The 13,214-nt window shown below is 71.8% G+C and carries 15 protein-coding genes and 1 pseudogene; 6 read left to right on the top strand and 10 right to left on the bottom strand.

The annotated features are described in order from the left end of the window. Positions 1-8: 8 nt before the first annotated feature. The 6 genes from ACYVOO_RS35565 (at position 9) to ACYVOO_RS35540 (ending at position 6,142) form a co-directional block, all read left to right on the top strand. On the top strand, positions 9-542 hold the full coding sequence (locus ACYVOO_RS35565; protein WP_461019855.1) for a hypothetical protein: 534 nt from the start codon (positions 9-11) through the stop codon (positions 540-542). Positions 543-633: 91 nt separating this feature from the next. Continuing rightward, a complete protein-coding gene (locus ACYVOO_RS35560) occupies positions 634-1,908 on the top strand; it encodes an ABC transporter substrate-binding protein (protein WP_461019874.1) in 1,275 nt (424 codons plus the stop codon). Positions 1,909-2,124: 216 nt separating this feature from the next. Continuing rightward, positions 2,125-3,381 (top strand): glycosyltransferase, encoded by a 1,257-nt coding sequence (locus ACYVOO_RS35555; RefSeq protein ID WP_461019854.1) that lies wholly within the window; start codon positions 2,125-2,127, stop codon positions 3,379-3,381. A gap of 410 nt (positions 3,382-3,791) precedes the next feature. Next, a complete protein-coding gene (locus ACYVOO_RS35550; RefSeq protein WP_461019853.1) occupies positions 3,792-4,850 on the top strand; it encodes a hypothetical protein in 1,059 nt (352 codons plus the stop codon). Positions 4,851-4,894: 44 nt separating this feature from the next. After that, a complete protein-coding gene (locus tag ACYVOO_RS35545) occupies positions 4,895-5,065 on the top strand; it encodes a hydrophobic protein (protein WP_453351141.1) in 171 nt (56 codons plus the stop codon). A gap of 78 nt (positions 5,066-5,143) precedes the next feature. Continuing rightward, a complete protein-coding gene (locus ACYVOO_RS35540; RefSeq protein WP_461019852.1) occupies positions 5,144-6,142 on the top strand; it encodes a helix-turn-helix transcriptional regulator in 999 nt (332 codons plus the stop codon). Here the strand turns inward: ACYVOO_RS35540 and ctaD are convergent. From ctaD to ACYVOO_RS35490, 10 genes and pseudogenes are all read right to left on the bottom strand, one after another. Continuing rightward, positions 6,063-7,811: an aa3-type cytochrome oxidase subunit I gene (gene ctaD / locus ACYVOO_RS35535; RefSeq protein WP_461019851.1), complete on the bottom strand. Its 1,749-nt coding sequence runs from the start codon at positions 7,809-7,811 to the stop codon at positions 6,063-6,065. The genes ACYVOO_RS35540 and ctaD overlap by 80 nt on opposite strands. 150 nt (positions 7,812-7,961) lie before the next feature. Next, entirely contained in the window at positions 7,962-8,276 is a 315-nt protein-coding gene (locus ACYVOO_RS35530; RefSeq protein WP_461019850.1) for a gas vesicle protein K, read from the bottom strand. A gap of 101 nt (positions 8,277-8,377) precedes the next feature. After that, positions 8,378-8,524 (bottom strand): annotated as a pseudogene (locus ACYVOO_RS35525) (gas vesicle protein); the annotation flags it as partial. 199 nt (positions 8,525-8,723) lie between these two features. Further along, positions 8,724-9,629: a GvpL/GvpF family gas vesicle protein gene (locus ACYVOO_RS35520; protein ID WP_461019849.1), complete on the bottom strand. Its 906-nt coding sequence runs from the start codon at positions 9,627-9,629 to the stop codon at positions 8,724-8,726. Then, positions 9,626-9,937: a gas vesicle protein gene (locus tag ACYVOO_RS35515; protein ID WP_461019848.1), complete on the bottom strand. Its 312-nt coding sequence runs from the start codon at positions 9,935-9,937 to the stop codon at positions 9,626-9,628. The genes ACYVOO_RS35520 and ACYVOO_RS35515 overlap by 4 nt, the downstream gene beginning before the upstream one ends. Continuing rightward, a complete protein-coding gene (locus ACYVOO_RS35510) occupies positions 9,934-10,989 on the bottom strand; it encodes an SRPBCC family protein (RefSeq protein WP_461019847.1) in 1,056 nt (351 codons plus the stop codon). Before ACYVOO_RS35510 ends, ACYVOO_RS35515 begins: the two co-directional genes overlap by 4 nt. After that, the gene (locus ACYVOO_RS35505) at positions 10,982-11,713 is read right to left on the bottom strand and encodes a DNA primase (protein WP_461019846.1); all 732 of its coding nucleotides are present in this window, start codon (positions 11,711-11,713) and stop codon (positions 10,982-10,984) included. Before ACYVOO_RS35505 ends, ACYVOO_RS35510 begins: the two co-directional genes overlap by 8 nt. A gap of 1 nt (position 11,714) precedes the next feature. Then, on the bottom strand, positions 11,715-11,969 hold the full coding sequence (locus tag ACYVOO_RS35500; RefSeq protein ID WP_461019845.1) for a gas vesicle protein GvpG: 255 nt from the start codon (positions 11,967-11,969) through the stop codon (positions 11,715-11,717). A 5-nt stretch (positions 11,970-11,974) separates the two neighbouring features. After that, positions 11,975-12,757, bottom strand: coding sequence for a GvpL/GvpF family gas vesicle protein (locus ACYVOO_RS35495; RefSeq protein WP_461019844.1), 783 nt, complete (start codon positions 12,755-12,757; stop codon positions 11,975-11,977). Further along, positions 12,757-13,203, bottom strand: a complete 447-nt coding sequence (locus tag ACYVOO_RS35490) for a gas vesicle structural protein GvpA (protein WP_461019843.1) — start codon at positions 13,201-13,203, stop codon at positions 12,757-12,759. The genes ACYVOO_RS35495 and ACYVOO_RS35490 overlap by 1 nt, the downstream gene beginning before the upstream one ends. Positions 13,204-13,214 lie beyond the last annotated feature (11 nt).

The following is a 13,214-nucleotide window of genomic DNA, read 5'->3' as shown; positions in this document are numbered from 1 at the left end:
TGACGGTTGTGGCCGTTCTCGTCCTGGGGGCGGGCGCGACGGCGGGGTGCGGCGACGCGTCCGAGAACCGCGAGAACGAGCCGGGGCCGACGGAGGAGGTCGTGTCCCCGTCGGCCGAGGAGGACACGTCCGCCCCCGAAGAGGAGACGGACGCGTCGGATGCGACGACGGGCGCGCCCGCCGACCCGGCGGCGGCCGAGAAGGAGGTCACGAGGAACTGGGAGCGGTTCTTCGACCCCGCCGTCTCCCAGGACGAGAAGACGAAGGTGCTGGAGGACGGCGAGCGGCTCAGGCCGCTGCTCAAGGCGTTCAACGGCGACGAGCGCGGCGAGCAGGTGCGCGCGGACGTCTCGAAGGTGGACTTCACCTCGGCCCGGGAGGCCGACGTGGCGTACGCGCTGACGCTCAAGGGCGCCACCGCGCTGCCCGACGCGCAGGGCACGGCCGTCGAGCAGGACGGCGACTGGAAGGTCTCGGTGAAGACCCTGTGCGCGCTGGTCGCGATGAGCGGCACGGACGTCCCCGAGTCGTCGGGCTGCTGAACCCGTGGGCTTACCCGTGCCCGTACGCCAGGGCGCGCGCGGCGCCTCCGTCCCCGCCCCTGTCTTCGCCTTCGTCGTCGTCCTCGTCGCGCTGCTCGCCGCCGCGTGCGGCAGCAGACTGCCCGAGAGCGACTTCGAGGCACGCGGCGGCGCCCGCGACGCCCGCACGGACGGCACCGGTACGGGCGGTGCGAGCGCCGCACCGCTCAAGGTCGGCATCATCACCAGCGCCACCAGCCCGGTCGGCGGCGACGCGTTCGCCGGGCCGCGCGACGGCGCCAAGGCGTACTTCGACCGGCTGAACGCGCGCGGTGGCATCCACGGCCGCCGCGTCTCCGTGGCCACCTGCGACGACGGCGGCAGCGGCGCGGGCAACAGCGAGTGCGTGCGGCGGCTGCTGGGCAAGGAGAAGGTCCTCGCGCTGGTCGCGGGCGCCTCGCTGGACTACGCGGGAGCGCGGCAGGTCGCCGAGGCGGGCGTCCCGGACATCGGGGGGCAGCCCATCGGGCCCGCCTACGACACCTATCCGCACCTGTACGGCATCTACGGCAGCCTCGCCCCGCGCCGTGGCGGCGAGCTCGGCTGGGACGGGCGGCTGTACGGCGGTACCGAGGTGTACCGCTACTTCAAGCGCGAGCACGGAGCGCGCAAGGCCGCCGTCGTCTCGTACAACCAGTCGGCCTCCGCCGCCTACGCGCGGCTGGTGACGCGCGGGCTGAAGGCCGAGGGGTACGAGGTGGTGCCGCAGCAGGTGGACTTCGCGCTGCCGAACTTCCGGGCGGTCGCGGCGGAGCTGCGCGCCCAGGGCGTCGATCTCGTCTTCGACGCCATGGACACGCACGGCAACGCGCGGCTGTGCGAAGCATTGGACGCGGCCGGGGTGCGGCTCACGGCGAAAGTCACCAACGTGCAGAACTGGTCGTCTTCGGTCGCGGACGATTACGCGGACGCGCCGCGCTGCCGGAACGCGCTGTGGGCGACGAGTAGCAGTCGCAACTACGCCGACGCCGACCATCCGGCGGTCCGCGACTTCCGGCGGGCCATGGAACGCACGGGCCCGGGGCGCGAGGGACTGTCCCAGTGGCAACTGGAGGGATGGGCAGCCGCCATGTGGTTCAGCGACGCCGCGGCCTCCTGCCGGGAGCCCACGCGAGCGTGCGTCGAGCGCTTCATGCAGCGCGACACCCCGTACACCGCAAGGGGCCTGCTGCTGCCCGTCCGCTACGAGCGGCGCGCCGAGCCCCCGCGCGAGCGGCGCACCTGCCTGTCCGTGGCACGCTGGCGCGACGGCCGGGGGTGGGTCACACAGGGCCCCGGGATGGAGCGGACGTGCTTCACCGTGCCGCAGCTCGGATACCGCCCATGAGCGCGCAGAGAACAGGGGAGCGTCTGGCCGCGGCCCCCACTTCCCTTAACTGAACGGCAAATCGCTCCGTTCGGTTCCCACGTCGCGGTCACGATGCCTGAACTCTTGTGGAACAAGGTGGTCATAGCACACAACCTGACGGGGGGAATTCCCATCCCACAGGGTGTCAGGCGGGACAAGGGGGACGTCCCGCAGGGAACCGTGGGATCGGGTGACATGCGCATCTCGTTTCTGATCAACAGCGGGTACGGCATCGGGGGAACGATCCGGACCACCTTCAATCTCGCACGCACGCTCGCGGAACAGCATGAAGTGGAGGTGGTCTCCGTGTTCCGCTACCGCGACCGGCCGGTCTTCGACCCGGGCCCCGGTGTGCGGTTGCGGCACCTCGTCGATCTGCGGGGCCACAGCCCCGACTACGCGGGGGACGACCCCGAACACCGGCTGCCCGCGCGGGTCTTCCCGCGCGCCGACGGCAGATACGCGCAGTACAGCGCCCTCACCGACCGGCTCATCGGGGAACACCTCGCGACGACGGACGCCCACGTCGTGATCGGGACGCGCCCCGGGCTCAACGCGCACATCGCCCGTCAGACGCGCAAGGGACCGCTGCGTGTGGGGCAGGAACACCTCACGCTCTCCACGCACTCGGCCCCGCTCAAGCTGATGCTGCGCGACACGTATCCCCGGCTCGACGCGGTCACCACCGTCACCGAGGCCGACGCGCGCGACTACCGGCGACTGCTGCGGCTGCCCGGCGTCCGCGTCGAGGCGGTGCCCAACAGCGTTCCCGCGCCCGAGGTCCGACCGGCCGACGGCACTGGGAAGTGGGTCGTCGCGGCCGGGCGGCTTGCCCCTGCCAAGCGCTACGACCTGCTGATACGGGCCTTCGCCAAGGTCGTCGCCGAGCGCCCTGACTGGCGGCTGCGGATCTACGGCAGCGGCCGGGAGTACGCGAAGCTGCGCTCCCTCATCGACACGCTCGGCCTCTACAACCACGTCTTCCTGATGGGCGCGGCGCACCCCATCGAGGCGGAGTGGACCAAGGGCTCCATCGGCGCGGTCACCTCCAGCCTGGAGTCCTTCGGGATGACCATCGTCGAGGCCATGCGCTGCGGCCTGCCCGTCGTGGCCACCGACTGCCCGCACGGGCCCGGCGAGATCATCCGCCCCGGCGTCGACGGCAGCCTGGTGCCCATGGGCGACGCCGACGCCGTGGCCGCGGCACTGCTCGGGCTGATCAACGACGACGAACTGCGGCAGCGCATGGGCCAGGCCGCGCTGTCGGACGCGGCGCGCTTTGACCCGGCGCGGATCGGGGCGCGCTACGAGTCGCTGCTGACCGATCTGCTGGCGCGCGGCAGCAGGGGACTGCACCGGGCGCGCGGGGCGCTGCTGGGCGGCGCCTACCGGGCCAAGGACGCGCTGCTGGGAACGGGATTCGACGCGCTGCCGCAGGGGGGCCGGGCATGAGCACACAGGTCACGACCACACCGGGAGCGACGACGGCGGGAGCGGACGCGTCGAGAGCGGGCGCACCGGGAGCGGATGCGTCGAGAGTGGGCGCGTCGGGACCGGATGCGCCGAGAACAGGCGCGTTGGGAGCGACGACGGCGAGAACAGACGCATCGGGAGCGACGACGGTGGGAGCGGACGCGTCGAGAGCGGGCGTACCGGGAGCGGATGCGTCGAGAACAGACGCGCCAGGAGCGGGCGCATCGGGAGCGGATGCACCGAGAGCGGGCGCGTCGAGCATGGACGCGCGGGGAGCGACGACAGTGGGAACGGACGCGGCGAGAGCGGGTGCGCCGCCGGACGCGTCGAGAACCGGCGTCCCGAGAGCGGGCACCCGGCCGGGCACTCCGCCCGGCGGTGCCGCCGTCATGGGCGCCGCGTCCTCCGGGGCGCGCGGCCCCGGCGGACCGGCCGCGTCCGGCACCGGTGCCGACCCCGACCCCGCCGCGCCCACGGCTCCCGTGCACGGCGGCGGCAGCCGCCCCCGCGGGCGGCCCGTCTCGCCGCGCCCGCGCGCCGACTGCACCGCCGACCGCGCCGGAGGGCTCACCTTTGACGTGCGCCTCGCCGATCAGCGTGCCGAGGAGGTCAGGGACGCGGCGCTGCTGCTGCGACGGCGCGGCGGCGACGACGAGCACGGCGACACCGTACGGTTGCCCCTCACCCCCGTGGCGGCGGAAGGACCGCTGCGCGCCGCGCTGCCCAGCACCATGTCGCTGCCCGAGGGCCGCTGGGACGCCTCGCTCCTCCTCGGCGAAGCGGAGCCCAGACGGCTGCTGCCCGGCGTCCACGACCTGCGCTCCCTGGTGGACCGCACCCCGCGCTCGGGGCGCACCTGGCTGGGCGTGCGCATCCCGTACGCCACCAAGTACGGGAACCTCACCGTCCGCTCCTGGCTGCGCTGGCCGCACGCGGAGGCGGGGGAACTGCGCGTCGAGGACGACGGCATGGAGCTGAGCGGACGGCTCTACGGCGCACGCCTGTCGCCCACGGCCCGGTTGGAGGCGCACCCGCGCTGCGCGAGGGCAGCGGCGGACGGTGACGTGGTCGCCGTACCGCTCGCGTCAGCACAGGAGCGCGGGCAGGAGGATGGGCAGGGCCACGAAGACGCGGATGGCGCCGCGTTCACGGCCGCGCTGCCCTACGCGCCGCTGACCCGGCACCCCGTCTGGGACCTGTGGCTGCGCCCCTCGGCCGAGGCGTGCGCGGTGCGGATCGCCCGCATCCTCGACGACGTCCCCGACAAGAAGCGGATCTTCACTTATCCACCGAGAGATGTGACGGTGACGGACGGGGCGGACGGAACGGACGGTGCGGGAGAGCCGCGCACGTACGCGCTGCGCCCGTACTACACGCTCGACAACGACCTCGCCGTGCGTGCCGTGGCTTCCGTCGCCGTTCCTGAAGAGGGTGAAGAAGCGGTGTAGAAAGGCCGATCGGGGCAACTCGGAGCCTGGAGGTGTTGTCATCCATGGTTCCGATTCTTCTCGTACTTCTGCTGGCCCTCATCCTCTTCGGAGCGGGCTTCGCGCTGAAGGCGCTGTGGTGGATCGCGATCGCGGTCCTGGTGATCTGGCTGCTCGGCTTCCTGCTGCGCTCCACCGCCGCGGGCGGACGGAGGGCACGCTGGTACAGGTGGTGACCTCACCCAGGTGACCCCGTGAACGGGTGCCACCGGTCGCGGACAGAAGCTGTCCGCGACCGGTGGCACACTCACGCCATGCTTGAGACTTCGGCACGGCTGCTGCGTCTGCTCTCGCTCCTCCAGGCCCACCGCGAGTGGTCGGGGGCCGAGCTGGCCGACCGGCTCGGGGTGACCGCGCGGACCGTCCGCAGGGACGTGGACCGCCTCCGCGGCCTCGGCTATCCCGTCCACTCGGCCACCGGCACCGCCGGTGGCTATCAACTGGGCGCGGGGGCCGAGCTGCCGCCCCTCCTGCTCGACGACGAGGAGGCCGTCGCCGTCGCGATCGGCCTCCAGGGCGCGGCCGACGGCGCCGTGCGCGGCATCGAGGAGTCCTCCGTCAGGGCGCTGGCCAAGCTCGAACAGGTGCTGCCGCACCGGCTGCGCCGCAGGGTCGCGGCGCTCACCGAGTACACCGTCCCCATGACCCGCTCGCACACGGGCCCCTCCGTCGATCCCGCCGTGCTGACCCAGCTCGCGCACGCCTGCCGGGACCACGAGCGCGTCCGCTTCGCCTACGAGTCGCACGACAAGAGCGCGTCACGCCGCAGCGTCGAACCGCATCGGCTGGTGAGTACGCGGCGGCGCTGGTACCTCGTCGGCTGGGACCTGGACCGCGCCGACTGGCGCACCTACCGCGTCGACCGGATCACGCTCACGCCGCCGCACGGGCCGCGCTTCGCTCCCCGTACGCCGCCCGCCGAGGACCTGGCGGCATGGGTGTCCGAGGGCGTCTCGACCCGCGCGTACGCCGTGAGCGCCACCGTGCTGCTGCGGGCGCCCATGGAGCGCGCGGCGGAGCGGATCTCGCTCTCGACGGGCACCCTGGAGGCCGTCGACGCGGAGAGCTGCCTGCTGCGCACGGGCGGCTATTCGCCGGAGGCGCTCGTCGTGCACATCCTGCTGCTCGGCTTCGACTTCGAGGTGCGCGAACCGGAGGGGTTCGACGCCTACGTCACGGCTCTGCGCGACCGTCTCTCCCGCGCGCTGCCTGACCGGCCTGGCCTGCCGGACCCGACGGGCCGGCCGAGCTGACCAGGCCCGGCTCCTGGGACTCGGCGGGGATCTCCGGGTGGTGCAGGTCGAAGGCGGGGGACTCGGAGCGGATGCGGGGCATGGTCGTGAAGTTGTGGCGCGGCGGGGGACAGGACGTCGCCCACTCCAGGGAGCGCCCGAAGCCCCACGGGTCGTCCATCTCGACCCGCACCCCGTACTTGGCGGTCTTCCAGACGTTGTAGAGGAACGGCAGCGTGGACAGGCCGAGCAGGAAGGCGCCCACGGACGAGAGGGTGTTGAGCGCGGTGAAGCCGTCGGCCGCCAGATAGTCGGCGTAGCGGCGCGGCATCCCCTCCACGCCCAGCCAGTGCTGCACCAGGAAGGTGGTGTGGAAGCCGACGAAGAGCGTCCAGAAATGGATCTTCCCGAGGCGTTCGTCGAGCATCTTCCCGGTGAACTTCGGCCACCAGAAGTAGAAGCCGCCGAACGTCGCGAAGACCACGGTGCCGAAGACCACGTAGTGGAAGTGGGCCACCACGAAGTAGGTGTCCGTCACATGGAAGTCCAGCGGCGGCGACGCCAGCAGGACCCCCGTCAGACCGCCGAACAGGAAGCTGACGAGGAAGCCGACCGACCACAGCATCGGCGTCTCGAAGGAGACGGAGCCCCGCCACATCGTGCCGATCCAGTTGAAGAACTTCACCCCCGTCGGCACCGCGATCAGGAACGACATGAACGCGAAGAACGGCAGCAGCACGGCCCCCGTAGCGAACATGTGGTGCGCCCAGACCACGACCGACAGGCCCGTGATGGCCATCGTGGCGCCGACCAGCATCACGTAGCCGAAGATCGGCTTCCGTGAGAACACCGGGATGATCTCCGTGACGATGCCGAAGAACGGCAGCGCGATGATGTAGACCTCCGGATGCCCGAAGAACCAGAAGAGGTGCTGCCACAGCAGCGCTCCTCCGTTCGCCGACTCGAAGACGACGGCACCGAAGCGCCGGTCCGCCTCCAGGCACAGCAGCGCGGCGGCCAGCACCGGGAAGGCGATCAGGATGAGGATCGAGGTGAAGAGGGTGTTCCAGGTGAAGACCGGCATCCGGAACATCGTCATGCCCGGCGCGCGCATCCCGATGATCGTCGTCAGGAAGTTGACCGCGCCGAGGATCGTGCCGAAGCCCGCGAGCGCCAGGCCCATGATCCACAGATCGGCCCCGATGCCGGGCGAGCGGGTCAGGGAGTTGAGCGGCGCGTAGGCGAACCAGCCGAAGGCGGCCGGGCCAGAGGGCACGAGGAAGCTGCTGAGCACGATGATGCCGCCGAAGAGGAACAGCCAGAACGAGAGCATGTTCAACCGCGGGAACGCCACGTCGGGCGAGCCGATCTGAAGCGGCATGATCTCGTTCGCGAAGCCCGCGAAGGTGGGGGTGGCGAAGAGCAGCAGCATGATCGTGCCGTGCATCGTGAACGCCTGGTTGAACTCCTCGTTGGTCATCAACTGGAGCCCGGGGCGCGCGAGTTCGGCCCGCATCATCAGCGCGAGCACGCCGCCGACCAGGAAGAAGCCGAACGAGGTCACCAGATAGAGGTGGCCGATCTTCTTGTGGTCGGTGGTCGTCAGCCAGTCCACGACGACGCTGCCGGGCCGCCGGGTGCGCCGTAACGCTCCCGGACCCGTGCTCGCCTCAGTGGTCTGCGTCGCCATCCCTGCCCCCTCGCTTCCGCTGTGCGTGCGTAACGGGCTGCGCCGCTCGTGCGGGCCACGGCTGGACGTGCGCGGCATGCGCGGCATGCGCGGCATGGGCGCACGGCACGGGCACGGGGCCTTTACACGGGCTCACGCCATGATGGGGCGTCACCGTGGCGGCAGCAATGGCCCGAGCGGCCCGAGGTCGAGGTTGAGGTCGCGCGGGTCGAGTTCGTAGCGCTCGCACAGTTCGTCCATGCGCTCCGAGAGCAGCATCAGCGTCAGCCCGATCCGCTCCTCCTGATCCTCCGTCAGATCGCCGACGTCCACCCGGCGCAGCGCCTGCCGCTCCATGAGCTGCCGCAGTAGCTCGATGATGGTGAGCACCAGCTTCATCAGATCGCGCTCGACGGTGTCCCGGTCCAGCTCCACGGTGCGGTGCGGCGTCCGTTCGCTGTCGCGCGTATCACGCGTGTCGCTCATGAGGGGGGCTCCTCGGTCGCGTCGTCGTCCTGCGGGTCGTACGGGTGGTCCAGCGGGCGCTCCCGCGGCGGGTCCTGGGCGGCGCGCGGATCGTCGAGGGGCTTCACATCGGTGAAGGGAGAGGGCACTCGTTCGTTGACGGAGCTGATCAGCGCGCGCAGATCGATGCGGACCAGGTCCACGTCCGCGATGCGCAGTGTCAGATCGCCCGCGATGACCGCGCCGCCCGCCAGCAGCCTGTCCAGCAGGTCGACGAGGGCGACCTGGCGCTGCGCGAACGGCTCGCCGGGTACGGGCTCGTGGAGATCGGGGTCGGGCCGCCGCCTGGCCCCCGTGCCGACGGTGGGTCCCCGCTCCTGGAGGGCCCGCTCGACGGGGTCCACGTCGCGGGGTCCGGGACGGCCGCGGGGCGCGGGGGCTTTGCGGGGGCCCGTGCCGGTGCCGGAGTCAGCCGTGTGCGGGCGCGTCACGTGTCACCACCTCGGCGAACGAGTACGGGGCCCACGGGCCCGTCAGCTCGATCCGCACCCCCTTCTTGCTCTCGGCCAGCTCGGTCACGCGCCGCGCGAACTCGGCCGACGACTGCCCGTCCGGCACGAGATACGCCGCGTTGAGCAGGTTCTCGGCCCGCTCGCCCGACAGCTCGGGGTGCTGCGGGCGGTGCAGCCTGTGGCGTTCGGCCAGGCCGGCGAGGATGTCGTGGACGCCTCGCGCGCACGCGTCCGCGCGTGCCGTGCGCTCCTCCTCGGTGCGACGGGCCTGGCCGCGCTGCCGCAGATACGCGCGGCCCGCGCCGCGCGAGGGGACGGTGCGCGTGCGGGTTCCGCTGCCGGTTCCGGTTCCGGTGCCGCCCGCGCCGGTGCCGTCGCCCGTCGTGGGGGAGGGGGCTGCGGGCTCCTGCGGCTCCTTCGTCTCCGGCTCCGTCTCCGTGAAGACCTTGACGCCCCACTCGACCCGCCCCTCCAGCGCGGCGATCGCCGCGCTGAACCGGTCATGGCCCTCGTCGAGGAGGCGCCTGACACCCTCCTCGTCATGGCAGACGGTGCCCAGCCGCAGGGGGAGGACGCAGGCGGTACGGGCCGCGTGGTCGACCACGCCCTGATGGGCGCGGGCCGCCGCCTCCAGCCACGCCATATCCTCCAGATGCCGCCGCAGGCCCGCCTCGTCGAAGTCCTCGGCGGGCACGGGGCTGGTCAGCGCGGCCAGCCCCGCGTGCCGCACGGTGTGCACGGGCGCTCCGGCCACTCCGGTCACTCCGCGCAGCTCCGCCGGGGGACCGTCCCGCTCCTCGGCCCCCGCCAGGACGGCGTCCTCGTGGACGACCCCGTAGACGTAGGTGAGTCGCGCGTTCAATCTTCCAGTTCCTTCCGTTCCAGCTCGGCGATGCGCTCGCGGAGACGGTCGTTCTCCCTGCCCAGCTCGTTCCTGCGCGCGTTGGAGGAGAGCGACGGGTCGTCGCGCCACCAGTCGATGCCCATCTGCTCGGCACGCTCGACGGAGGCGACGATCAGCCGGAGCTTGATGGTCAGCAGCTCGATGTCGAGCAGGTCGATGCGGATGTCGCCCGCGATGATGATGCCCTTGTCGAGGACGCGTTCCAGGATGTCCGCGAGGTTCGAGCCGCCGTTGGAGGAGGCATAGCGTTCGGGAACAGTCGTCATCGCACACGCTCCGGTTCGGGTTCGCGCTCGTCCGCCTCGGCTTCCGCTTCTGCTTCCGCTTCCGCCTCCTCGTCCTCGGCGGGCTCTTCCTCCTCTTCCTCCTCGTCCTCATAGACGTCGTCCTCGTGGGCGCCGCGGTCCTCGTCCTCCGGTTCCTCGTCGTCCGGGGCCTCGTCGTGGGTGCCCCGGTCCTCGTCCTCCAGGGCCTCCTCGTGGGTCCGTACGACCTCGCCGTCGCGGATCTCGCCGCGCCACTCGCCGGTGGCCTCGCCGCGCATCATCACGAAGCGGCGGAAGTGCTTGAGGTCGAGCCGGGCCCTGCGGCCCTGCGCACGCCAGATGTTGCCGGTCTTCTCGAACAGGCCCTTGGGGTAGTACTCGATGACCAGCAGCACCCGCGTCAGGGTGTCGGTGAGCGCGTGGAAGGTGACGACGCCGCGCGTGGTGCCCTTGGCGCCCTCCGAGGTCCAGGCGATCCGCTCGTCGGGCACCTGCTCGGTGGTGTTCGCCTGCCAGCTGCGGCTGGACCAGAAGATCTTGGCGCGCCAGTTGGACGACACGTCGTCCGTGGCCTCCACGCCCTGCACACCCTTGGCGAACGTGCTGAACTCCTGGAACTGCGTCCACTGGTTGTACGCCTCGCGCACCGGGACGCCGACGTCGGCCTGCTCGACGATGGTGACGAACTTGCCCTTGCCGCCACCGCCCTTCTTCTTGCCGCCGCCGGTCAGGTTCTGGAAGGCGTCCTTGGCCTTGTCCTTGACGCCGCTCGCGCCGATCTCCAGCACGGAGCGCAGCGGGCCCTTGCCCTCGGCGAACTTCTTGCCGCCCTCCTTGGCCATCTTGGTGAGGCCCGGACTGCGGCCCTCCGCCACGTCGTTGAGGAGGTGGGTGGTCTCGCCGAGCTTCCTGCCCGTCGAGACCAGCAGGCGCTGGGCCTGGGCCGCCGCGTAGGCGGCGGCGGCCTCCTTGAGCCGCCCGGTCGCCGGACTGTTGGTGAGGGTGTCCTTGATCCCGCTGACGGGACCGCCGTCGCGCTGCCGCTCAGCCACGGCCGCCACCCCCTCCCGCTCCCGCGGTACCGGCCTTCTTGGCGCTCTTGGCCGTCTTCGCCGTCTTGGCCGTGCGCTTCGCGGCCGAGGTGGTCTTGGACGTGGCGTTCCTCGTCGCCGACTTCGCGCCCTTGGCGGACGCGGCGCTCTTGGCCGTCTTCGCGCTCCGCGTGGTGCGCTTCGGCGAGGCGGCCGTCTTGGTGGCGGACCTGCGCCCTTCGCCCTTGCCGCTCGGGCCGCTCTGGCCGTCGTCCCGTTCCTCGTCGGCCTCGTCCCGTTCGTCCCGCTCGTCGCGCGGGTCCCGCTCCTCGTCCTCGCCCTCGGACTCCTCCTCGTCTTCGTACTCGTCCACGACGTCGTCCTCGCCCTCGTCCTCGGACTCCTCGTCGCGACGGGCGAGGCGCGTGGGGTCGAGCTGGTCCTGGATGTCCAGGGTGCGGTCGTGCAGCGAGTCGGCGAGAGCGTCCAGGCGGCGGTTGATGAGCGCGCCCGTGGCCGCCTTGCCCACGCCGGAGAGGTCGTCCTTGAGCTGACCGCCCAGCTCGGCGAGCTGCGGGTTGGCCTTGACCTGGTCGCTCACCAGCCTGGTGAGCTGCTGGGGGCTCAGATTCAGCCGCTTGCCCAGGACCATGCCACCGATCCCGATGGCCAGTTTCGCCTTCTTCGTGCGGCCCAGCACATAGCCGCCCGCGACGGCCAACGTGAGTGCCAGCCGGTTCGTCATCTCAGTGAGCTCCTTGCTGTGTCTGTCGTCTGCGCGCGTCCTCCAGGCGTTCCAGCAGGGCGTCCTCGCGCTGGTCGAACTCCTCCTCGTCGATGGCCCCGCTCTCGAGGTCCTCCACGAGGCCCCGGAGTTCGAGCTGGATGGCCGCCGGGTCGTAGTACTGCCGTTCCGCCTCCGCCACCACCTGCCGCAGCACCCAGCCGGCCCCGCGTACGGGGGCGGCCGGGAGCAGCAGGATTTCGCTGATGAGGCCCATCAGGGTTACTCCGCGTTCTGCGGAGCGGGCCGCGGGGCGTTCTCCGGAGCGGGCGCCGCCGCGTCGTCGGGCGCCGTGACGAAGCTGTACGGGGGAAGCGGGCCGGAGAGCTGGATGTCCAGGTGGGGGTTGCGCTCCTGCAACTCCTCCACGGCCAGCAGGAGGTCCTCCGTGGCCTCCCGGCCCACCAGGTAGGACAGGTTGGCCAGCCAGCCGGTGCCCTCGGGGCCAGGGCAGTAGCGCTCGGCGTGCGGCGCCAGCGCCTCCTCCAGGTTGCGCGCGTCCCGGACCTCGCGGTCCCGGATCGCCTGCGCGACCATCTCGCCCAGCCGCAGCCGGTCCTGGTGGGAGCCGCCGCCCGCGGCCTGGTTGGCCGCGCTGAGGGACTGGATCTCCGGCTCCTCCATCACGACCTGGTGGAGCACGGCGTCCTCGCGGTGCGCCGCCTTCACGTTGTACTCGACCCGCCCCTCCAGCTCCGAGAGCTGGTCGCGGTAGTGGTCGGCGTGCTCCGAGAGGACCTCGCGTACCGCGTCCTCGTCCTCGGAGACGCTGCCGAAGCGCAGCGGGAGCACGACGTCGGAGGCGCTCGCCTCGGACAGCACCTGCTGGTGCGCCAGCAGGTCACGCCGCTTGGGCCGCAGGTCAGGCGGGCAGTCGCTGACGACGGCCGCGAGGCCGCCCTCGCGCAGCGAGCGGACGGGACGGGGCGGGTCGCCCACGCCGTCCATCCGGTCGGGCAGCGCGGGGTGGTCGGCGCGTGCGATGCCGTACACGTAGACGCTCATTACTCGGACTCCTCCTTCCTGCGGGTGGTCGAGGTGCTGCTGCGGCGCTTGCGCGGCGCGGACTCACGGCTCTCCTCGCGGCCCTCGCCGCCCTCCCGGCCCTGCTTGAAGGCGTCGGAGAGGGTCTCGGCCGCTCCGGAGAGCGCGCCCTTGGACTTGCCGCGCGCGCCGGACTCGGTGATTTCGCCGACGACGTCGGGGAGGCCGGGGCTCTTGTTGGGCCCGGATTCCAGGTCGAGGCGGTTGCAGGCCTCGGCGAAGCGCAGGTAGGTGTCCACGCTCGCCACCACGACACGGATGTCGATCTTGAGGATCTCGATGCCCACGAGCGAGACGCGGACGAACGCGTCGATCACCAGGCCGCGGTCGAGGATCAGCTCCAGTACGTCGTACAAGCCACTGGTGCCGCCGCCTCCGGACTGCTGTTGTGCGGGAACTACGGTCATGTCGCTGTGTC

Source organism: Streptomyces daliensis, from assembly GCF_054782395.1.
Note: the sequence above shows the minus strand (reverse complement) of the source record. Positions and strands in the feature narration are given on the sequence as shown.